23 protein-coding genes and 2 pseudogenes are annotated in these 21217 nt (G+C 57.1%); 14 read left to right on the top strand and 11 right to left on the bottom strand.

Annotation, left to right across the window (positions count from 1 at the left end; genetic code table 11):
• Window positions 1–56: 56 nt before the first annotated feature.
• From BLU15_RS30395 to BLU15_RS30355, 9 genes are all read left to right on the top strand, one after another.
• The gene (locus BLU15_RS30395) at window positions 57–1151 is read left to right on the top strand and encodes an isocitrate/isopropylmalate dehydrogenase family protein (protein WP_090300549.1); all 1095 of its coding nucleotides are present in this window, start codon (window positions 57–59) and stop codon (window positions 1149–1151) included.
• 116 nt (window positions 1152–1267) lie between these two features.
• The gene (locus BLU15_RS30390; protein ID WP_090300548.1) at window positions 1268–2368 is read left to right on the top strand and encodes an ABC transporter substrate-binding protein; all 1101 of its coding nucleotides are present in this window, start codon (window positions 1268–1270) and stop codon (window positions 2366–2368) included.
• Window positions 2369–2427: 59 nt separating this feature from the next.
• Window positions 2428–4194, top strand: a complete 1767-nt coding sequence (locus tag BLU15_RS30385; RefSeq protein WP_090300546.1) for an ABC transporter permease — start codon at window positions 2428–2430, stop codon at window positions 4192–4194.
• A complete protein-coding gene (locus BLU15_RS30380) occupies window positions 4187–5263 on the top strand; it encodes an ABC transporter ATP-binding protein (RefSeq protein ID WP_090300544.1) in 1077 nt (358 codons plus the stop codon). Before BLU15_RS30385 ends, BLU15_RS30380 begins: the two co-directional genes overlap by 8 nt.
• Window positions 5264–5332: 69 nt before the next feature.
• The gene (locus BLU15_RS30375) at window positions 5333–5989 is read left to right on the top strand and encodes an aspartate/glutamate racemase family protein (protein WP_090300542.1); all 657 of its coding nucleotides are present in this window, start codon (window positions 5333–5335) and stop codon (window positions 5987–5989) included.
• A gap of 35 nt (window positions 5990–6024) precedes the next feature.
• Window positions 6025–6960 (top strand): amidohydrolase family protein, encoded by a 936-nt coding sequence (locus tag BLU15_RS30370; protein ID WP_090300540.1) that lies wholly within the window; start codon window positions 6025–6027, stop codon window positions 6958–6960.
• Window positions 6961–6983: 23 nt separating this feature from the next.
• A complete protein-coding gene (gene otnK, locus BLU15_RS30365) occupies window positions 6984–8246 on the top strand; it encodes a 3-oxo-tetronate kinase (protein WP_090300538.1) in 1263 nt (420 codons plus the stop codon).
• Window positions 8243–8881 (top strand): 3-oxo-tetronate 4-phosphate decarboxylase, encoded by a 639-nt coding sequence (gene otnC, locus BLU15_RS30360; protein ID WP_090300536.1) that lies wholly within the window; start codon window positions 8243–8245, stop codon window positions 8879–8881. The genes otnK and otnC overlap by 4 nt, the downstream gene beginning before the upstream one ends.
• Before the next feature lie 33 nt (window positions 8882–8914).
• Window positions 8915–9949, top strand: coding sequence for a class 1 fructose-bisphosphatase (locus tag BLU15_RS30355; RefSeq protein WP_090300534.1), 1035 nt, complete (start codon window positions 8915–8917; stop codon window positions 9947–9949).
• Window positions 9950–10198: 249 nt separating this feature from the next.
• Here BLU15_RS30355 and BLU15_RS30350 read toward each other — a convergent pair whose 3' ends face one another.
• Both BLU15_RS30350 and BLU15_RS39120 read right to left on the bottom strand, forming a co-directional pair.
• On the bottom strand, window positions 10199–10861 hold the full coding sequence (locus tag BLU15_RS30350) for a S41 family peptidase (protein WP_143034290.1): 663 nt from the start codon (window positions 10859–10861) through the stop codon (window positions 10199–10201).
• A 72-nt stretch (window positions 10862–10933) separates the two neighbouring features.
• Window positions 10934–11149: a hypothetical protein gene (locus BLU15_RS39120; protein WP_143034289.1), complete on the bottom strand. Its 216-nt coding sequence runs from the start codon at window positions 11147–11149 to the stop codon at window positions 10934–10936.
• Window positions 11150–11348: 199 nt separating this feature from the next.
• Here BLU15_RS39120 and BLU15_RS30340 point away from each other — a divergent pair, with 199 nt between their 5' ends.
• Entirely contained in the window at window positions 11349–11549 is a 201-nt protein-coding gene (locus tag BLU15_RS30340) for a hypothetical protein (RefSeq protein ID WP_090300528.1), read from the top strand.
• A gap of 394 nt (window positions 11550–11943) precedes the next feature.
• Here BLU15_RS30340 and BLU15_RS30335 read toward each other — a convergent pair whose 3' ends face one another.
• The 3 genes from BLU15_RS30335 to BLU15_RS30325 form a co-directional block, all read right to left on the bottom strand.
• On the bottom strand, window positions 11944–12132 hold the full coding sequence (locus tag BLU15_RS30335) for a hypothetical protein (protein WP_371590168.1): 189 nt from the start codon (window positions 12130–12132) through the stop codon (window positions 11944–11946).
• 115 nt (window positions 12133–12247) lie between these two features.
• A complete protein-coding gene (locus tag BLU15_RS30330) occupies window positions 12248–13360 on the bottom strand; it encodes an exo-alpha-sialidase (RefSeq protein WP_090300524.1) in 1113 nt (370 codons plus the stop codon).
• Window positions 13344–13631 carry a SemiSWEET family sugar transporter gene (locus tag BLU15_RS30325; protein WP_090300520.1) on the bottom strand — a complete coding sequence of 96 codons (288 nt, stop codon included), beginning with the start codon at window positions 13629–13631 and terminating at the stop codon, window positions 13344–13346. The genes BLU15_RS30330 and BLU15_RS30325 overlap by 17 nt, the downstream gene beginning before the upstream one ends.
• A 932-nt stretch (window positions 13632–14563) precedes the next feature.
• Between BLU15_RS30325 and BLU15_RS40995 the strand changes: the two are divergent.
• Window positions 14564–14953, top strand: a pseudogene (locus BLU15_RS40995) (hypothetical protein); the annotation flags it as partial.
• Here BLU15_RS40995 and BLU15_RS40990 read toward each other — a convergent pair.
• A pseudogene (locus BLU15_RS40990) lies at window positions 14907–15110 on the bottom strand (integrase); the annotation flags it as partial. The pseudogenes BLU15_RS40995 and BLU15_RS40990 sit on opposite strands and share 47 nt — an antisense overlap.
• Window positions 15111–15228: 118 nt before the next feature.
• Here BLU15_RS40990 and serA point away from each other — a divergent pair.
• Complete coding sequence (serA, locus tag BLU15_RS30315) at window positions 15229–16467, top strand: phosphoglycerate dehydrogenase (protein ID WP_060520969.1); 1239 nt, start codon at window positions 15229–15231, stop codon at window positions 16465–16467.
• Window positions 16468–16721: 254 nt separating this feature from the next.
• On the opposite strand, the gene BLU15_RS40985 is transcribed toward serA, so the two are convergent.
• From BLU15_RS40985 to BLU15_RS39680, 3 genes are all read right to left on the bottom strand, one after another.
• Window positions 16722–16979 (bottom strand): DUF982 domain-containing protein, encoded by a 258-nt coding sequence (locus tag BLU15_RS40985; protein WP_371590183.1) that lies wholly within the window; start codon window positions 16977–16979, stop codon window positions 16722–16724.
• 368 nt (window positions 16980–17347) lie between these two features.
• On the bottom strand, window positions 17348–17593 hold the full coding sequence (locus BLU15_RS30305) for a DUF982 domain-containing protein (protein WP_090300515.1): 246 nt from the start codon (window positions 17591–17593) through the stop codon (window positions 17348–17350).
• A gap of 36 nt (window positions 17594–17629) precedes the next feature.
• A complete protein-coding gene (locus BLU15_RS39680; protein ID WP_090300513.1) occupies window positions 17630–17800 on the bottom strand; it encodes a hypothetical protein in 171 nt (56 codons plus the stop codon).
• 521 nt (window positions 17801–18321) lie between these two features.
• Between BLU15_RS39680 and BLU15_RS30290 the strand changes: the two genes are divergently transcribed.
• Complete coding sequence (locus BLU15_RS30290) at window positions 18322–18531, top strand: cold-shock protein (RefSeq protein WP_029742828.1); 210 nt, start codon at window positions 18322–18324, stop codon at window positions 18529–18531.
• 574 nt (window positions 18532–19105) lie between these two features.
• On the top strand, window positions 19106–20035 hold the full coding sequence (locus BLU15_RS30285) for an NAD(P)/FAD-dependent oxidoreductase (protein ID WP_176960400.1): 930 nt from the start codon (window positions 19106–19108) through the stop codon (window positions 20033–20035).
• A gap of 87 nt (window positions 20036–20122) precedes the next feature.
• On the opposite strand, the gene BLU15_RS30280 is transcribed toward BLU15_RS30285, so the two are convergent.
• Entirely contained in the window at window positions 20123–20383 is a 261-nt protein-coding gene (locus BLU15_RS30280) for a DUF6894 family protein (protein ID WP_029742830.1), read from the bottom strand.
• 86 nt (window positions 20384–20469) lie between these two features.
• Window positions 20470–20721, bottom strand: a complete 252-nt coding sequence (locus tag BLU15_RS30275) for a hypothetical protein (RefSeq protein WP_029742831.1) — start codon at window positions 20719–20721, stop codon at window positions 20470–20472.
• Window positions 20722–21217 lie beyond the last annotated feature (496 nt).

The following is a 21217-nucleotide window of genomic DNA, read 5'->3' as shown; positions in this document are numbered from 1 at the left end:
GGGCCGTGGTGATGAGCGGCGGAAAAAGCTTTCGCCTTCTAGGGAGATTAGATCACATGAAAATTTCGGTCACAGAGTGCGACGGCATTGGCCCGGAAATCACTGCTGCAACGTTGGAAGTGCTGAAGGCAACCGATAAGGCCTTTGGCCTCGGGTTGGAGTACGAATTCGAAGACACCGGTTTCACCAGCTTAGAGAAGTACGGTACTACGCTTCGCGACGAGGTTTTGGAGCGAGCCCGCAAGGCTGACGGAATAATCCTGGGCCCGCAGTCACACATGGACTATCCGGCACGCGACAAGGGAGGCGTCAACGTCTCCGCTGGCTATCGCGTCAAGCTTGATCTTTACGCCAATGTTCGTCCCGCTCGTTCGCGTTCCTTCCTGAACAACGCCAAAAAGATGGACCTCGTGATCATGCGCGAGGCCACGGAAGGGTTTTATCCCGACCGCAACATGGTCGCTGGTACGGGCGAATTCATGCCGACGGAAGATGTTGCTCTGTCGGTTCGCAAGATCACCGCAAAAGCTTGCGAGCGCATCGCGCGGCAGGCATTTGTGCTCGCGATGAAGCGCGACAAGCGCGTCACTGCAGTGCACAAGGCAAACAACTTCATTCTGACAGACGGCCTCTTTATGAAGCAGGTCCGGAAGGTCGCTGAGGAGTTTCCGGAAGTGAAGCTCGATGACTTCATCATCGACGCGATGGCCGCTCACCTCGTTCGCGACCCATCCCGCTTTGACGTCATCGTCACGACGAACTTCTACGCCGACATTTTGAGCGATCTGGCTTCGGAGCTTTCCGGCAGCCTCGGTCTTGCTGGTTCGATTAACGCAAACGCTGAGCTGGGTCTCGTATGCGCCCAGGCACAACACGGTTCCGCCCCGGACATCCAGGGCAAGAACATCGCCAATCCGACGTCATTGATCCTTTCGGTTGCCATGATGCTCAGCTGGCTCGGTGAACAGCGCAAGCTTCCGAACTTCGAAGCGGCTGGTGCGGAAATCGAACGAGCCGTTGACGAGGTTCTTGCCAATCCGGCTACTCGCACACGCGATCTTGGCGGCGACGTCAACACCGATGCTTTTGGCTCGCTCGTAGCTCAAGCGATTACCAATGGCCGTTCGGCCAAGAAGGTCGCGAACGCCTAACCGACAATTGGGTTCCCGGCTCTTCGGGGCCGATCGAAGTTTCGCGAGGGCGTAAGGGTGCGCCCTCGGGATTGCCGCCCGGAGGAGAATTCTCGGGCATTTTGGGAGAAGAGACAATGAAATATTCCATGTCCCCAAAGGGGGTTGCGGTTACTGCTGCGTTCGTTTCACTTCTGACTTCTGTAGCTTTCGCTCAGGAGGTTCCTGCAGGTTATCCGGCCGACTATGCGTCGATCCTGGAAGCCGCCAAGAAGGAGGGAACGGTTTCGATCTACACGTCGACTGATGCAGCAAACTCGCAGAAGCTGCAGGACGCTTTCACCAAGAAATTCGGAATCAAGATCGCCTACAACGACCAGGGTACGAACGGTGCCTATAATCAGGTGATCTCGGAAGCAGCCGCCGGTCAAACGACTGCGGACGTGGTTTGGAGTTCAGCGATGGACCTTCAGATGACGCTCATCCAGGACGGATATGGCGCGGAGTACAAATCGCCTGAGGCTGCAAATCTGCCGGCATGGGCGAATTACAAAGACACGCTCTATGGCACGACTGTTGAGCCCATCGGTGTTATCTATAACACCAAGGCCTTGAACAAGGACAAGCTTCCCAAGACCTACGCGGAAATGATCACCTTCCTGAGAAGCGACAAAAGCCAGCTTCAGGGTAAAGTGGCGACCTTCGACCCGGAAAAGAGCGGGTCGGGCTTTCTGCATCATTCCAACGATGCACGCGAGCGCAAGGACTTTTGGGACCTCGCCAAGGCAATGGGCGACGATGGCGCGAAGATTTACTCCAGTTCCGGCGGTATGAAGGAGACGGTTGTTTCGGGCGAGAACGTCATCGCCATTAACATCATCGGCTCATATGCACTGCAGTGGGTGAAGGAAAGCCCGAACCTGGGCGTTCATTTCGCCACCGACTATACCCCGGCGTTCTCGCGTCTCGCGCTTATCACGAAGGATGCGCCACATCCGAACGCTGCCAAGGTCTTCGTTGACTTTATGCTTTCCCAGGAAGGCCAGTCACTGCTTGCCGAAGGTGGGCTGCCCTCTGTTCGTAAGGACGTCACAGCCGGTCTCAACATCGAGACCCTAAATACACTCGTTGGCGGCGGCCTGAAGCCGATTGCCGTCGATGAAGGCGTACTAGAGTACATGGACCAGATGAAGCGTGTTCAGTTCCTGAACGACTGGAAAGCTGCGCTCGGCCGCTAAGGCCAACCGGCTGCGGCGCAAAACGCGCCGCAGCCTCTCAGATAAATTGAGAGGCAATCATGTCTACACATGCTCAGGCTCCGAGCGCGATTGCGGTATCCGCAAAGTCAGCGCCAGCCGCAAACTCGTATCCGCCTAAAATGCCGGCAGTGGGGAACGCAAGCGCGTACCGCATTATCGTAATCACGTTGTTGGCAATTGCCGTACTCGCTCCAGTTGGGCTGATAATTTATCAGAGCTTTCTAAGCGCGGCATTCTTCAGCCCACGCGCCAACTTTGGCTTTGACGCATATCGTTATGTCTTCACTGACAAAAACTTCTACCGTGCGCTTGGTACGACCGCTCTGTTTTCGTTCGGAATGGTAGCACTTGCCGTGCCACTTGGTGGCCTGCTCGCATTTCTCATCACCCGGACGGACATCAAGGCGAAGCGCTGGCTCGAAATTCTCGTCCTCGTGCCGATGTTCATTTCGTCGATTGTTTTGGCTTTCGGCTACACCGTTTCGGTCGGACCGACAGGTTTCCTGTCGCTGGTCATCCGTGATCTCGTAGGCTTCGTGCCGTGGAATATCTACAGCCTTGCCGGGATGATCGTGATTGGTGGTCTCAGCCACGTACCCCACGTCTATCTCTACGTTTCGGCATCGATGAAGAACCTCCCTTCCGATCTCGAAGAGGCTGCCCGTACGAGCGGTGCCAACATTTGGCAGGTTTCACGCGACGTAACCCTGCCCATGGTTCTCCCCGCTCTGATCTTTGCGGCGGCTCTGAATATCCTCTTGGGCTTTGAAACGTTCGGCATTCCCCTAGTGTTGGGCGACCCGAACGGTATCATGGTGCTCACGACCTATATCTATAAGCTTACGACGCTCTTCGGCACGCCGACCTATCAGCTGATGGCTGTGGTTGCTGTTGTTCTCATCCTCATCACACTGCCTCTCGTGTGGGTTCAGCGTCGCCTTTTGCGCAACGCCCGTCGTTACGCTGCTATGGGTGGCAAAGGTGCACGCGTCGCCACGCTGAAGCTTGGAAAGAGCGGGCAGATCATTGCTCTTTCGATCATCGGTCTTTGGCTGTTCATATCCGTAGGGCTGCCTATCGGTGGCATCACGGTTCGAGCATTCGTCAACGCCTGGGGCGAGGGCGTCAATCTTTGGGACCAGCTCACCTTCTCGAACTTCGACCATCTGCTTGAAGTGCCAAGCCTGGTTCGCGGCATCATCAACACGGTCCTTCTGTCCGTCGTTGGTGGCGCGCTTGCGGTCGCCATCTATCTGCTGGTCGGGCTCGCCGGTCATCGGAACTGGGGTATCTCGAATACGGTGCTTGACTACCTCGTGCTCCTTCCAAGAGCACTGCCTGGCCTGGTCATCGGTCTGGCGTTCTTCTGGGTGTTCCTGTTCGTCCCATTCCTGACGCCCCTTCGTCCGACTCTGGCCAGCCTGTTCATTGCCTATGTGGTCGTTGGTCTGTCCTATGGTCTTCGTCTTCTTCAGGGCACTCTGATGCAGGTTGCGCCTGAGTTGGAGGAATCTGCTCGCACGACCGGTGCAACAATCGGTCGTACCTGGAAAGACGTGGTCATCCCAATCGTCAGACCTGGTCTGGCTGGGGCTTGGGCTCTCATCATGATCATCTTCCTTCGCGAGTATGCGACAGGCGTTTATCTGATGGGCGCAGGAACCGAAGTTATAGGTTCCTTGATGGTCTCGTTGCTGCAAACCGGTGCAATGAACACCATCGCAGCTCTCTCCCTTATCAGCATTATCCTGACAGGTGCGGGTCTTGCCCTTGCCCTGCGACTTGGAGCGAAAATCCATGACTGAACTCATTGTCAACAATGTCCAGAAATGGCTGGGCGGACTTCAAATCCTCAAGGGTGCTTCCTTCACCGCAGAGCGCGGCAGCATTGTCGCACTGCTCGGAGCATCGGGCAGCGGGAAGACAACTCTCCTGCGCTGCATTGCTGGTCTCGAACAGCCGGAAATCGGCACGATCGTCATCGGTGGCAAAACCGTCCTCGACGGCGAAAAGAAGCTCGCGCTTCCGCCGGAACAGCGCAACATTGGCCTCGTCTTCCAGTCGTACGCGCTGTGGCCGCACAGGACCGTCAAAGAGAACGTAGGCTATGGTCTCAAGCTACGCGGTGTGAACGCGACCGAAATCGGCACTCGGGTCCAGGCCATTTTGGACCGGATGGGCTTGGGACACCTAGCTGATCGCTATCCGTCGCAGCTGTCCGGTGGCCAGCAGCAGCGCGTCGCTATCTGCCGTGCTCTTGTGTATGAACCGCGCGTTCTTCTGCTCGACGAGCCGCTTTCGAACCTTGACGCAAAGCTTCGAGAGGAAGCGCGTTACTGGATTCGCAAACTGATCCTCGATTTGCAAATCTGCGCAATTCTCGTGACCCATGACCAGGGCGAGGCGCTGGCGGCGGCCGATAACATTCTCCTGCTGCAGGACGGTCGCATCGTTCAGCAAGGCGGACCGCAGGAGATTTACTCCAACCCGAACAGCTTCTACTCGGCCGATTTCCTTGGTGCGAACAACATCGTCAAGGGGAAGGTCCAAACGGTCAGCGGCAAGGTTGCGACGATTGGCGGAGAAGGCTGGTCGTTGAACGGAACGGTCCGCGAGGCGGCCGGTCTGACAGGTTCTGAGGACGCTCGCGCGGTCATCCGGGTTGAGCAGATCAAGGTGACAGACGTGCCCGCAAACGAGGGCATCGAGATGAACCTCGATGATAGCATCTACCTGGGGGATCGCTGGGAATACCGGCTCCGCAGGGGCGATTTTGTGGCCAAGGCGCACGGTACGAAACAGATGGCTTCGGGCAAGGTGTGGGCGCAAATCCCGCCCGAAAGTGTCTGGGTTTTCTCCGGCGCTCAGAAGTAGGCCACACTCTGGCGGCCGCCCTTCCTCCCGGGCGGCCGCTGACTTTCATAGTTCAGTTCAGAGGTCAAAATGTCCGCCCCTCGCATTGCCCTAATCCATGCGACGCCCATCGCGATGGAACCGATTAAGGCCGCCTTTGCCGCCGCCTGGCCAGAAGCCGAGACTGTGAATCTTCTTGAAGATAGCCTGTCACCAGATCGAGCTAAGGCAGACGAGATCACCCCGGAGCTAGCGGAGCGAATATTCACGCTGGCGGAATATGCCTTCAAAGCGAGATGCGATGCCGTCCTCTTCACCTGCTCAGCCTTTGGAGCCGCGATTGAAGCGGCGGCCGCTAAGCTGCCAATCCCCGTTTTGAAGCCCAATGAAGCAATGTTTGAGGCTGCCATCAGCCAAGGCGGCAGAACTGCGATGCTCTACACGTTTCCTCCCGCTCGCGAGGGTATGGAAGAGGAATTCCACGAAGAGGCCAACCGGCTCAACCCTAAGGCCAGCATCCAGAGTTTCCTCGTTGAAGGCGCTATTGAAGCTGTACGAAGTGGCGACGCCGAGACCCACAATCGCTTGGTCAAAGAAGCTGCCGCCTCGCTTCGTGATTTCGACGCAATCATGCTCGCGCATTTTTCGACCGCCCGGGCACTTTCGGCAGTTCGCAAGGTCACGTCTATCCCCGTGTTTAGCAGTCCGGACGCGGCAGTCGCGAGATTGAAGAAGTTGCTTCTATAGAGGCGACGAAATGGGAAAATGGGAGGAGGAAGGCAATGCATATGAGCAGACGCGAGTTCATAGCGGGCACGCTTGGTGCTGCCGCAGCCGTTGCGGTTTCGACAGGTGCGAGCGGCTCCGATGCCGTTCCTTACTCATCCGGTGACAACAAGCCGAGCTTCAAGGCACCCGCCAACACTTGCGATGCGCATTTCCACATCTATGACAAGCGCTTCCCGGCCGCGCCGAACGCAAGCCTGGTACCGCCCGATGCTCTGGTGAAGGATTACGAAAAGCTTCGCACTCGATTGGGATTTGAGCGTAGCGTAATCGTCCAGCCGTCCACCTATGGGACGGACAATTCCTGCCTGGTGGAAGCTCTTGAAAATCTAGGGGCTCGTGCTCGCGGGATTGCGGTGGTCGATACCTCGGTCAGCGACGAGCAGCTCAAGGAATTGAACGCCGCCGGCATACGCGGCATCCGATTTAATTTGGGCAGGGCGGGGGCCACAACGATCGAGATGATCGAGCCGCTTTCCAAGCGGGTTGCGGAGCTTGGCTGGCATATTCAGGTTCATATGTCTGGTAACGATATAACCAAGAATGCGGACCTGTTCGCTCGCCTGCCGGTAACTATCGTCTTCGATCACCTTGGGCGCATTCCCCAGCCCGAGAGCATCAAGCACCCGGCGTTCGCCGTTGTTAGCTCTCTCCTTGAACAGGGGAAGGCCTATACCAAGCTTTCCAGCATTTATCAGGACACAGTCGTCGGACCCCCGAGTTACGAAGACATGGGTGCCGTCGCGCGGGCTTACATCAAGGTAGCGCCAGACCGGGTGCTATGGGCTTCCGACTGGCCACACCCATCACCAGGCAAATTCGGCAAGCCGAACGATGCGACGCTGATGGACCTGTGCGCCGACTGGGCGGGCGACAACGAGACCCGCCAGAAGATTTTTGTAGACAATGCGGCCAAGCTCTACGGCTTCTAAGGGTCGCGGGAAGGAAGTGCAGAATGCTCCTGGGTGTAATCGCGGACGACTTTACCGGCGCTAGCGACATAGCCAATACGATCGCAAAAGGCTTGCCGCCCCATGGTGGCTTGAAGACGGCCCAGTTCTTGGGAGTTCCGTCGAGACCGGCCCCGCAAGAAATCGAAGCGGGCGTGGTAGCCTTGAAAAGCCGCTCTGTCCGTGTAGCGGACGCTGTCCAGCAATCGCTGGCGGCGCTCGATTGGCTACTTGCGCAGGGATGCCAGCAGATCGTCTTCAAATACTGCTCGACGTTCGATTCAACAAAAGAGGGTAATATCGGACCGGTGGGCGAGGCACTCGCGAATGCTCTTGGCGCTAAAGGCGTTGTCGCTTGCCCGGCGTTTCCCGGAGCCGGTCGCACGGTCTACATGGGGCATCTGTTTGTCCATGACCGGTTGCTCAACGAATCCGGCATGCAGAACCATCCGCTGACGCCAATGACCGACTCTGACATCCGACGTTGGCTCGGCTATCAGACGGAGACACCGGTTGGTCTGGTCCCAGCCAGAGTGGTGCGCCAGGGCGAAGCCGCGATAAGAAACGCACTGGCTGAGGCCGAAGGTACCATGGTCATCGTTGACGCCACGTCAGACGAGGAACTGGCGACTATTGGCGCTGCCATCGCTGACCACAAGCTGGTAACCGGGGGCTCTGGTATCGCAATCGGCCTGCCCGCCAATTTCATCCGACGGGGATTGGCGAAGGGTTCGCGAGACAGCTCGATTGGGACGACGGGTCCGGAAGCTATACTCGCCGGAAGCTGCTCGGGTGCGACGCGAGGGCAGATCGACCTCCACAAGGCAAGTCATCCGACCCTGCCAATCGATGTCGATAAGGTCATGAGTGGAGAGACCACGGCAGACGATATCGTCAGGTTTATCCGGGCAAATCATGGCAAGGCACCCCTTGCCTACTCTTCCGGTACTCCTGAGGACGTCCGCCGGATGCAAGAAAAGTACGGTCGTGACGAGGTCGCCCATAAGCTTGACGGGCTCTTTGCCGAGACCGCACAGAAGCTTGTGGCTGCTGGTGTGACGAGGTTGGTCGTCGCAGGCGGCGAGACATCAGGGGCGGTTGTCTCTGCGCTCGATCTTGGTGCGCTGACCATTGGCCAGGAGATCGACCCTGGCGTACCGGTGCTCCTTTCGCACGGCGATAAGCCCATAGCGCTCGCGCTGAAGTCCGGAAACTTCGGTGCGCAGGATTTCTTCACAAAGGCATTGAACAGGCTGACATCACAATGAGCAATGAATCTAAAGTCCGCGAGGAGATTGTCCGTTTGTCCCGTTCGCTTTTCGAACGAGGATACTCGGTCGGTACGGCGGGAAACATCAGCGCTGCGGTTGACGACGGCATCCTTATGACGCCGACGAATTCCTCCCTTGGCTTTCTTGACCCGGCTCGGATCAGCAAAGTGACCCGTGATGGTCAGCATCTTTCAGGGGATAGGCCTTCCAAGGAAATCTTTTTGCATAACGCCTTCTACGAGACACGGCCTCAAACGGGGGCGGTTGTGCATCTGCATTCTACATTCGCAACCGCTTTGTCTTGCCTGACAGACGTCAATCCAGATGACTGCATCCCTCCGTTGACCCCTTACGTCGTAATGCGCGTCGGTCAGGTGAAGCTCGTTCCCTACGTGCGGCCCGGAGACGAGAGGGCAGGCGATCTAATCCGGGAACTGAAAGGACGCTATGCAGCTGTTCTGTTGGCAAACCACGGCCCGGTCGTAACTGGAAAGGACATCGGCTCGGCGGTCTACGCGGCCGAAGAGCTTGAGGAGACGGCAAAGCTTCTCGTGCTTCTGCGCGGCGCACCGACGAGGATGCTGACCGAAGAGAACGTCGCCGAGCTGAAAGCTGTGTTCGGTGCTTACTGAAAACCTCCAGCGGATTAAACAACAGGAGTAGCGATGACCGGTCCGAGGAAGAGTAGCACTTCCCTAGCGAGCTTCCTCAGCCAGGCTGTCGACGGCGGTGTCTCGCCCGATCTCGCTGAAGTCGTAACGGTGTTGGCAGCTGCGTCGCTGACCATAGCTCAGGACATACGTACGTCGAATTGGCTGGACGACGACGCTTCCTTGGGCACCGTTAACATTCAGGGCGAAATTCAAAAGCCTCTCGATGTCATAGCCAACGACAGGATGATGGGGGCCCTTCAGCCTCTCTCGCAGGTCTCTTTTGCGGTTTCCGAAGAGTTGGACGAAGCGGTTTCGTTGAACCCAACCGGTCGCTACGCAGTGATCTTCGACCCGTTGGACGGTTCGTCTAACGTCGACGTCAACATAACGGTAGGCTCGATCTTCTCAGTGGTTGAAGCATCGACGTCTGATCAGATTCTGCAGCCAGGCCGTCAACAGCGCTTCGCAGCCTATGCAGCGTATGGGCCTTCAACATTGTTGACACTCACCTTTGGCTATGAGGTCGCGGTATTTGGTGCCGATCACGATGGCCAGTACAAGCTGATCAGCCAAGGTCTTCAGGTGCCCGCACGGAATCCAGAGTATGCCATCAACTCTAGCCGGAAAATGGATTGGCCAGCCGGTATTTCTGCATTTGTCCGTGACTGCGATCTCGGCGAGACGGGGCCGCTTGCCCGCAATTACAACATGCGGTGGGTGGGCTCAATGGTAGCAGAGTTACACCGTATCCTGGTGCGCGGCGGCCTTTTCCTCTACCCGGGAAAGTCAATCGAAGGCCCGGGAAAATTGCGCCTTCTCTATGAGGCAAATCCGATGAGCTTCATCCTCGAAGCCGCAGGTGGGGTTTGTTCCAGCGGAAGCCAGCCAATTCTTGATCTCGTCCCGCACAGCCTACATCAGCGTGTCGGCATCTTGATGGGGTCGGCAGATGAGATGAAGGGTCTCATGTCTTACATTCAAGGGAGCAATCCAGCGACCGGAAAGGGGCATCAAGCTGCCAGGACGGACGTGAAGCTGGGCCACTAGAATGACATCGTCCAAAACCTAGCGGAGGGGGCCATCGTTCCCGAACTCTTCCCTCGGGCAGCGTCGTCAGAGTCGCCTTGGGAACGAGGGGATACCTTACCTTAGTGTTTTCCTCAGCGATTGCGTCAGTTTCGCCCTTGTACCTGTTTTGTGCGTCCAAAGTCGCATAATGTATCGACTGGAAGTGTTCGGGGCGCCTATCCGTGTTCTTGGCACAAACGATGGCCTCAGCGAGGGTAACGCAGAGTTCTACTCTTGTCCGGAGGGCCGACCGGTCGCGAGAGCCTCCAAGACGATCGCCATGACCCGATCCTGACCCGCCAGGTAATCCGCAAAGGTCGGCTGGGCAACGATATTCGGTTCCAGGCTGCCGGCTGGCACATCATAGAGGTAGTTCAGGAGAAAGCACGTGATCTGCGACAAGCTACAGCCATTCTCCCAATCGTGAAATCCGGTGGTGTACTGGATCGCAAGCTTGGAATTGGGGAGGGTGGCAACGCCCCCTTCGGCCCAGAATTGCATGCGATCGCCGATGTTCTCTCCGACGATTGTCACCCGCGCACCGCCATAATACTTCAGCCACGCGGCGGTGCTGATGCCGGCGGAGAACGTGTTGGCGGTGGTCAGGATGAACAGCTGCCCCGTCGATGGCAAAAGGTCGGGCAAACGTCGGGCGAAATCTGCGGAAAGCATGTAGTTGCCACCGATATTGAACCTGAGATCGACGATGGCGTTGCGAACGGGCTTTTCAGCCGCTTCAACGAGCACGTCGGCAAGGTATTGCGATAGCGCGATCGGCGGCTGATCAACGACGCGGTTGATCTGAACATAGAGAAGGTCTGGCCTGGGATAGGAATGCCAATAGTTGCGATCGGGCTGGGAGAGATAGGCCGGGGGCATGCCATCAAGCACATGGCGCCAACCCGCTGGTTGGGCCAGCCTTGGCGATCGGGCTCAGGTCATGGGCCGGCCAGGAGATGGTGTTCAGCGGTCCCTGTGTAGGGGGGGACGGGCTGCGAGTTCAACAATAAGGGCACCGTCATCGGCAAGGCGCATGTCATAGCGGCTGCTGCCTGCCGTTTCCGCGAGGCCCGCCGCATGGAGAAGCTCCGGCGAAATGAGGAAGTTGGGCGCCAGTTCCTTGGCCAGGTTGGCAGGTCCGCCCACATATGGCTGCAATGCCGCAAGCAGGGCGTCCAACGCTTTGCCGTTTGCGCCGAGAACTTTCGCGCCAAGCAGGTGGCTTTGGTCTTGAGCAGCGGCTATCACAAACAGCCCGATCGCGCAGTGCTGGCTGTTGAGGAGGCCAGCATCACTGGAACCAATTCGGTGGCACTCGAGTTGGTGCTTCGACGGATGCGAACTGTCCTACAGCCATCCTAAGTTTGAAAGTCTTGCCATGCGCTACGAAGACACCAAAGAGCAATACAGTAAGGTAGTGCGTGGCTGGAATGCGCGTTACGACCTGAATGAGTTTATCGCGCAGCATGGGCTCAAAACCCTGGCCGCGCGCGAACTCTTTGCAAAATTCGGACCGTACAAAGTGGATCTGGATCGCAAAGTCGCAGAACTACGGAAGGCAGGGCACCAGAATCGCTGATCCGTCAGCGGAGCATTCTTGCCGAGACAATGGCCAGACGACGTTTCGTGAAGTCATTGGCTCGCACCTGGGGTCCCTGTGAATCAATCTAACCGATCCCGAAAAAGGCTAGAATTGCGATCACAACAACGACGAGGCCGACGAGATAGATAATCTGGTTCATGTCACCTTCCTTTCCGCGAATCAACGGCTGCCAAGCCAATAGGTTCCTCGGGCCACGTTCGGGAAAGGTTTGCGAAGTTGAGAGGCCTCTTATGCAAAGCGATCACACCCGGTATTGATGATTGCGAGCCAGGTTTCATCGATCCACGCGGGGCTGGAAAGACCGAGCGCCGTCATCGCCTGGCTGTGTGTCCCAACTCCTTGTCAGGCACTCCTTACCCGTGCATCCATCTCACCGGTTGCGTCTCTTCCACTCGCGATATGGCGCGAGCAACTGACCCGGAAATCGCTTTTCAATTTCTTCTTCGGTTATTACAATGCGCGCCAACACCTCGTCGCGTTCCGCGCCTTCGACACGTTCACTCGCAGCCTCCAGATCAGTCATGACCGAAAAGACTTCGTCCTTTGTCAGCAAAGCCAAGCACGACGTGTCCTGATCGGGCCGATGCGGTAATGTCACAAAGTCGCACGACGTGTGCGACCTTCGTCTGAATTCCCATTCATGCCAGTCCGACGGGTGCCCAATGGATTGAGGCTCAACTTAAGGTTGGTGCTTCTAGTATAGAAGCTGCGATGAAGCGCTCCGGGCCATCTCGATCGTTGAAGTAGTATACAACAATAATCTTGCCGTCCTGTCTAACCAAGGCGCATGGATAACCTAGGTCCGCATCGTCACCATCATCGCGGAGAACCGCCGGTTCGGACCATGTTCCGCCCCTATCGCGGCTGACGACAGCGCTTAGTCCGAAGGGTGGATCTCGAAAACCGTAGAGCAGCACCAATCTTTCGTCGGGCAGAGCGACAAGCGCAGGCGGATTGCCCATGATCCCCGTATTCCGGACAGGCGTACCGACACAGGACCAAGTCTGCCCCAGATCCGCTGACCGATATGCCTCCAGCCAGAACCGATCATGGGCCCTACGACGAACGACTGTGTAAATCGTGCCGTCTGCGAGGCGCGTCGACGACGGCATGATGGCGTACCCCGTCTGTTCATCCCAGACGAATCCTTCCGAGGAAAAACTCAATCCTCCGTCCTGCGTGCGGGCGCAAAGGATACGACCTTCTGTCCCATCGGCTTTCGGCGCGGTGAGCATAAACAAAGCGTCGTGTCGGCCCAGCGTTATGATGTCGGTACGCGCAGAGAGCGCCTCTTGGTGAGACTTCAACCCTTCGAACCTAAAAGGCCCATTCCACGAGCGAGCACGGTCCTTGCTGACGTAAAACCAGCTCACTGATCGCCCCGATATCCCGGTGCGGGCTGCCATGACGACTTGCTCGCCATCGGCAAAGTCGATCGGGGTGGGGAGAGTAATGAGATCAAACGCCGGGTCCACATTGGGTCCTGCTTCCAAGTCCTTCGTGACATGTTCGTCCGCGGAAAGACTGCGCGCACCCGGTACGCTCCCACAGAATGGTTCTGCCTGCCAAGTCAGGCCGCCATCGAGGCTTCTCGCCTGAACCGGAGTGAACGCGTGATGCTGATCTTCGAGATGAAGGTTTTCGCTTTCCCTCCCTAGACGGCCTGTGGCGAAGACGCAGACAATCTCGTCTCCCCACGCCCACACGCCGTAATTCGCGGGCCATCCCGCGAATGCGCCGAGTCTCCGATATACGACGGTATGAATCGCTTCAAACCTTGCGGTCATCTCTTCTATTCCCGCGCTCGCAGCCTCCAAGCTTCCGCAAAAGGATGAATGCTGAAAGGCAAAAGCAAATCGCATTGGCGATAATTATCGGCCACTCTGCTTTGAGGACACCAAAGACAGTCCACAGCGCAAAACCGGTAACGGTGAGAACGTACATCCGGGCAGAGAGCGCCGAGGTATCGCCTGTTTTTACGACCTTCCATGCCTGCGGAACGAAGCTACCCACTGAGCAAATTGAGGCGAGATAGCCGATGAGCAGCGTTGTTTCCAAGTGTTCTCCATAGACGTGCGACCAGGATTCTAGCCGGGCACCGCCGCAGCCGCTGTGACTGTGAGCAGACCGAACAGAGAGCCTTGCGAAATGTTCCTCGCATAGGACCGGCCTTGGTCGCGGTGAGCTAGCGAAAGGCTGGAAATACTTCGCGTGCCATGTCCGCCGATCGATATTGTTTCCTGCCGCAGCCAGAATGCACTGCTCGCACCGACTTCAAGATCCTCTGCACTTTCTTCGAGAGGCCATCGAGCGCGGCATGCGGTTAGTCTGCGACGGGGAAGCCAGCCAGGGTGTCGCACACCCAGCAAATGTTGCAGTTTCGCAATCCGCGTTATGCCATTAACAGGTTGTTTGCTAATGCGTTTTTATGGTTTGAGAATACGCGAATTATTTCAGTTCCCTACGGATCCCGCGATCGGTGAGGCCTTCGCGATAGCCGATTAATTGTGTCATCCCCTGCCGAGCGGGGTACTGCTAACGGAACGGTTGGTCCCTGTCGGCCGAGACTTTGGACAAAAAAGGGCACATAGGCTTCTCGAAATTCCAATTGCCCGAAGGAAGTTCCCTATTGCTGTGTTGCGCCCAACCCCGCGAACGGTGTTTCGCGCGTCGCACACTGTCGATTCCTACAATTCGAGCTGCGATATTCTGCCGTTGGGATCTAACCCCGGTGCCAAGGCGGGGGACGTCATGTCCGAATTTCGAAGCGCTCGTCTGAGGGTCGACCATCGCATACTGTCCCTGTCGTTGAGGACGCTACGGGCTGCGAAGTATCAGGACACCTCTCGCCCGCTTTGAGTAAGCTTTGCGGGCGATACGGCGTGTCTCACATGACGCTTCTTGTCTGAGCCGGAGGAGCTTCTCATTCGTACCCGTATTATTGCACCACCTATCCAGAGGCCTGGGTTACGACCTATCTCGAACCGGGCTACTTTGACGTAGATCCGGTCCTCGACATTATCCGGTGGGGGCTCCTGCCCGTGGACTGGTCTTTTTCGAGCACCGGTCAGATCCGTCCGCACCCATGGCATAGGTTCTTATGGCTTGACCATTCCCATCCGTGGGCCAAATGGCGAACGCAGCCTTTTTCCGTGACTTGGCGCCTTCCCAGACAGCAATGGACACATTGCGAACTTCTTTCATTCACGAAATGTAGGTCCTTGCAAGCCATCTCCATGAAACTGTGTTTGAGGCGGTCGGTTTTCGAAGGCTCAGCCGTATTCGCAAACTCTCGCGACGAGAGACACAGTGCCTGCAATTGCTCGCAATGGGCCGGATCGCTTCGGGGAGGGGCATGCCGGGGCGGGCAGCCTCAGTAATATACCCGATCTCAATCCGTGAGCCGAGAACCACGTTGGGTCGGGGGCAGGCCTGCTTGCACCGGCATTTCGGGATTAGATGGACCGACTGGGGCGTGAGCGCCCGTCGGTCGATGCTACGGAACCCCGGTCCTTCACCGGTGCAGGCCTTAGCAAGCGCCGCAGTACCTTGAGTTTTTTTGCCGTATCAGTGTGTTGATATTTGCCTGTCCGGCCGCTTAAATCTTCAAAGACGCTGAAGCCACTTCGACCTTCCGGACATCGGAGCAACATTTATGACCCGCCAACTTTCTCTCCCACGCGAGCGAATTTCCGTGCTTCTCCTAGAAGGTATTAGCCAGACCGCTGTGGACTACTTTTCTTCGTCCGGCTACACCAACCTCGTTCATTTACCGAAGGCGCTCGACGACCAGGATCTTAAGCGCCACATCGCCGACGCTCATATCATCGGCATTCGTTCTCGCACGCAGTTGACGGACGAGATTTTCGAATCCGCCAAGAAATTGATCGCCGTCGGCTGTTTTTCCGTCGGTACGAACCAAGTCGATCTGGATGCTGCGCGGCGGCGCGGCATTCCGGTGTTCAATGCACCTTATTCAAACACGCGATCGGTGGCCGAGCTTGTGATCGGCGAAATTATTATGCTGACACGGCAGATCTTTCCGCGCTCGGCTTCGGCGCATCAAGGTGGGTGGGAGAAGTCCGCTGTCGGCAGCCGGGAGGTCCGCGGCAAAACGCTTGGAATTGTCGGCTACGGCAATATCGGATCGCAACTCAGCGCGCTTGCCGAAAGCATGGGCATGGTCGTGCGCTACTTCGATCTTTCAGATCGGCTGCGCCGGGGCAATTCGGAGTCGATGGCCTCGCTCGGCGACCTTCTCGAGATCTCTGATTATGTGACAATGCACGTTCCCGAAACACCCTCGACGCATAACATGATCACTGAAACCGAATTGCGCCGCATGAAGAAGGGCGCCATCTTCATTAACAATTCTCGCGGGACGGTGGTCGATCTCGATGCGCTTGCGAAAGTCCTTAACGACGGGCATCTGGCGGGTGCCGCGGTGGACGTGTTCCCTAAGGAGCCGGCATCGAACAAGGAGCGTTTTGAGACGCCGTTGCAAGGTTTGAGCAACGTCATTCTGACGCCGCATATCGGCGGCTCCACTGAGGAAGCCCAAGAACGCATCGGCGGAGAAGTTTCAAGGAAGCTGGTCGAGTATTCCGACATCGGCTCAACAATGGGTGCCGTCAACTTTCCGCAAGTGCAACTGCCCGAGCGCCCGAACGGCACGCGTTTCATTCACGTGCACGAAAACCGCCCCGGCATGCTCATCCAGCTCAACGAGATCTTCTCATCGCGCGGGCTGAACATCGTCGCTGAGTTCCTTCAGACGCTTGGCGACACGGGCTATGTGGTGGTCGAGGCCGATGGAATTTCCGAAAATGCCGACGAAATTCTTCAGGCGCTACGCGAAATTCCTGGAACGATACGAACGCGATTAGTCTACTGACAGCTGTTAGGGCCGATCTGTTGCGGGGCAATAAGGGTGTTTTCGCGGGACAAGTGAAGACGTCCAATGCTTAGAATGCTCGATTCCAAGGGCCCGAGCGTTTTTGCCTGGGCAGACTACCGAATGCGACAAGGGAGGGTCGAGCTAACGCGCACATGGCCAACGTATGCTGGCCGGGCTCGCGAGCATTCGCCCAAAAATACGCACCCATTGATGGTTTGACGGAAGAGTGGATTGGCAGAGCATGAGGCACGTCAGGCCGCTGCGTTTGAGCAGATGGCAGCGGAAGGCACCGCCCCGCAGGAAGTCTGGAGGACGCGCCGATGACCGACTCCCCCAAAATGATCGTTTTGTTCAACAACAGCCACTTTGGCCTCACGAGCTGCGGCAAGGAGAGCCAGTCTAGCCCGCGTTGGAGAGCATTTTCCTTCGGTTGCGCGAGCGCAGAAGGCGAGGGCGCGCTGAAAGGCCGGGCCGTAGGTCACCGGCCATCTCTCGGCCAGGACGAACATGGCGTTTCGAGCGTCTTTGATCTCTATCGCACGGGACATTCCCGGAAGCAAAATTACAAGGGTGCTATCCCAGGTCGCAGCAAGCATTTCGAATTCCTGTCTCACCGGGGCTATGAATGCAAATTGTGCGCAGGTGGTTCCGTGTTTTTTCGATGAAATTTTAAGAGGCGGACCGCGTGAACGAGATCGCACTCCTCACGGACGAACTCGCCGAGCGCGAACTCAGATCTTCCGCAGCAAGAACAGCATGACCAGGGCCGATAATGGCGTGGAGCTGCAAAAGCTGGCGGTGATCCCTCGCCTGTGACCGGTGCAATCGGTCTCTGGACTCCCTCGAAAAGCGGGTGGGCAGCATGACGAGAGGCAATTCAGCGCAATCTTGTAACCTTGGCCTCGGCGATCGCCGCGATGAACGCTACTCGGACTTGTTCCCATGGGTAGGTACCAACCATCGCGTCGCTGCATTTATCAACGGCGTCGAAGTAAGCGACGCCCGAGGCGGCAGGCCAGTTTTCACCAAGCAGGACCGTGGCCTTGTTCGGTGTCCAGACTATCTGCGCGCCGTCGAGCTCGGGAAGTGAGATGATCACGCACTTGTTCCAGCTCTCAACCACGGCTGTTCCTTTTCTTTGTGCTTGCTCCCCCCGCCGTCAGGCGTTGAGCTTCGGTGGCGTATCGTTCTCATCCGGGTTCGGGTTGGGAACTTCGTCAGGAAGGATGTCGGGCTCCGGTTCCTCGATCGGTGGCTGTGGCACGTCCGGGGGCATGTGCGGCGGGAAATCAGGTTGGGGCGGCCTCGGGATCGGTTCGGTAGGCATCATGATGGACTCCTGTTTAGGAGGGCAACTGATCTCGCGTTGGGATTGTTCCGATCTTTCGGTCAAGGTGCCAGCATGATCAAGCTTCACCTCCCATACCCGGCGGTCTGGGGCCTATACGACGGCTGGGGCGCGAAGCGCCGGCTGTCGCCGACCTACACGAAATGGCGCACTGACGCTGGTTTCTTCATCCACGTCGAGGCTGACACTCGGCAGGAACTTCTTCCGCTAGCGATCTGCCGAGCGCATCATGCAGCAAATGCCAGACCGCGGGATCCGATGGGGGGTGGTCCGTGCGCCGCTCGAATAAGCGACTGCCTGTGCGCAATGCGAAGATAAAGTCCCCATCGACTTGCTAGCGACACATTCGGTCTATAAATACACAGGCATCGATATTTGCTTGTTGAGCTTTGTTTTCTCGCCTTTCGCGTTCAAGCCGACCTTCCCTCTCAAAATCGATCTATCTGCCTTGGCTGTCACAATGTCGGTCGGGGTCTTCAATTATGATTTTGAAAGGAATTGTCATGAACACTGGAACCGTAAAGTTTTTCAATAGCGCTAAGGGCTTCGGCTTTATCGAACTCGAGAACGGCGGGACGGACGTATTCGTTCACGCATCTGCTGTCGAACGAGCCGGTCTGCGTTCGCTTGTCGAGGGCCAAAAGGTCACCTTTGACATCGTTCGGGACGCACGGTCTGGCAAGAACGCAGCTGACAACCTCGCAGCTGCCTAAAAAATTCGCTTCTGGCCACTGACCACGGATGTACTGGCAGTGCCGCTGAGGCGTGTGTAGAAGGTCGGGTTTTGCCCGGCCTTTTTATTGCAAACGTGGTCTGTTTGCTGCCCCGTTCCGCGTTTTCGGCTGACCCTAGAAACTGGGGGGAAAATGGGGCTCGTCTATATGAGCGGCGTTCTCGAACTGTTCTCCGCGTAAGAAGTGCTGGATGCCTGGCTCGCAACCGATGCGAGATTGCAACGGAAAAGAGGGTCGAATGTTCATTAATCCGCACGGATTAGAAATCCACTTTTGTACATGCCCCGTTCTCACGCCGTTCGGCGCGTATTAGCGATCAAACTTTCAGTAGAAATTCAGGGTTTTCGTCGGAAGAGGGCAGCTGGGTAGCTCGCTAGCTTCGGGGACGCGCATCATTACGTGACGCGTGCGTTTCACCCATAAATCAGCAAGGCCCCACCGGAAAAGAGGATCGCGCACCAAGCCATAGAGGGTGCATTGGCGCTCAGAGGGAACCGTTGCTCTCTTAGACAGTTGAACCCTATTAGGCCGCAATTCCTGCTGGGATCTGCCCATGAACCAGTCCTCGAATGGACGAATCTATGACTGCATCGTCGTTGGCGGTGGGCCAGCGGGCCTTACCGCTGCTATATATTTGGCACGCTACCACCTCTCCGTTTTGGTGTTCGACGATCAAGCAAGCCGCGCCGCCAGTATTCCCGTGTCCCACAATCATGCGGGCTTCCCAAACGGTGTGAGTGGCGAAGAGTTGTTGGCTCGTATGCGAACGCAAGCGGAGCGATACGGGGCCTATGTGAGGTATTGTCAGATTACGGAGCTGCGCAAGAGAGGTTCGCTGATCGAGGCGATGTCCGCGATTGGTCATTGGAGGGCGAAGACGGTGCTTCTGGCGACCGGGGTCATCAATCGGCGACCGCAGATGCCGGCGGCCGTTCATGATGACGCGCTAGCCCGGGGGCTTCTGCGGTACTGTCCGGTTTGCGATGGGTTCGAGGTTACGGATAGAACCGTAGGCGTTATAGGGGTTGGGACGAGAGCGTTCCAAGAGGCGATTTTCTTGAGAAGCTATACGCGCCACCTCACCATTATCTCGTGCGAGGATAAGCCTCATTTGAATGAGACGCAGATTTCTGAACTTCAGGAGATCGGCGTCAAGCTGGAGCGCGGTCCCGTGAGTTCCATCGAAATCGCGGGCGATCTTCTCGTCATAAACACACCAGACCATCGTCTCTTCTTTGCTTCGGTCTATCCAGCGTTGGGCTCGGACGTGCGGTCGGATTTGGCATCGCGACTGGGCGCTCGGCTATCACGTGAAGGATGCGTGTCCGTCGATGCCCATCAAAGGACGACGGTGAGCGGCTTGTACGCGGCGGGCGACGTTGTACAGGGGTTGGACCAAATCAGTCGCGCAATGGGGCAGGCGGGCGTTGCCGCCACTGCCATCCGAAACGATCTGTGCGAGCGAGTGTTGCGGGTGCGGTAAAAGAGGCCGGACGGTCTCAGATGCAGTTGGGCCGCCCGGCCTATCATTTGTTGCTCCGATAGTTCCACTGCATACGCTTGAGGCGATCTATCGATCTGCAGCAGTCACCTTAGTTGTGTTCGGAATGACTTCGAGAACCAATCTCAGCTCCACCAGCAGGGCATGATGCTGATCGAGAACTTGGATGCTGATCATAGAAATTGGGTCCTGCGGAAGGCCGTCAGCCGCCATCTCCGCCAGGGTGACCTTCGCCTCTTTGATCGCCGCCTGTTCATCTGCGAATTCGAACGCCCGATCTTCGGCGCTGAACCCTTCCTGATCAGTTGTCCTGAAGTAGAAATTTGGCATGTGATGTTCTCCTACTGTCATATCGATACACGGGCTGCCGCGCAGTCGCTTCAACCTCACAAACCTCACAACCGGAGGGATGGCGCCTAGCGTGTCGTGACCACGTTCTTAAGCAATCGGGTGACATCGACCTCGATCCGCGCGCAATCGGAGTCGAGTTCGGCCACATGACTGGAATTCCGGCCTTCAACTGCCCGCACCTGGTCGCGCTGATGAGCCGCAAATCCGTACGCGCGAAGGAGATCTTTCAGCTCGGGAACGCGCAAAAGCTCGATCTGGGGACGATACGTGGGCAATTGTATCAGTAAGCGCGAGCGCCCTATTGCTTCGAAATCCAACGACGTGCCTCCTAATTTGTTTTGGGCATCCAGTCGCGAACGGCGAAAAAAGTTCCTCATGCCACGTGCGGACGGGGTGTTGAGGCCCCGAAGGGCGACGTTGCCGCGCTTGTAGGGCTAGGCGCTTGCTGTCTTCTCTGTCGACGCTCTCTGGAAAATAACATTGTGTTTGAGGAACCGATTGGAGGTGCCCGGGTTTGGAAGGCCACACCTACAAAGGAGTATCCAATGGCAGGATCAACGCAACCAAGCTGCTCCGCAGGGCGGCGGCCAGCAGAGTCGCCAGGGTGACCAAGGCAACGACCAGGGTGGCCAGCAAGGGGGGCCGCAGCGTTAAGATCGAGGTGGCAGGGGTACTCCTCTTCCAAGAGTTTCCAACCTGAGGCCTTGGCTCACAACGAGGCGCACGTCCAGCCATGTGTGAGCGGCCTTCGTTAATGGCACGAAAGGAGAAACCCACCGGCAGGCGTGACTGGGGGCATGGTCTGATCCCTAG

Source organism: Ensifer sp. YR511, assembly GCF_900103045.1.
In the GTDB taxonomy this organism is placed as follows: Bacteria; Pseudomonadota; Alphaproteobacteria; order Rhizobiales; family Rhizobiaceae; genus Ensifer; species Ensifer adhaerens.
Note: the sequence above shows the minus strand (reverse complement) of the source record. Positions and strands in the feature narration are given on the sequence as shown.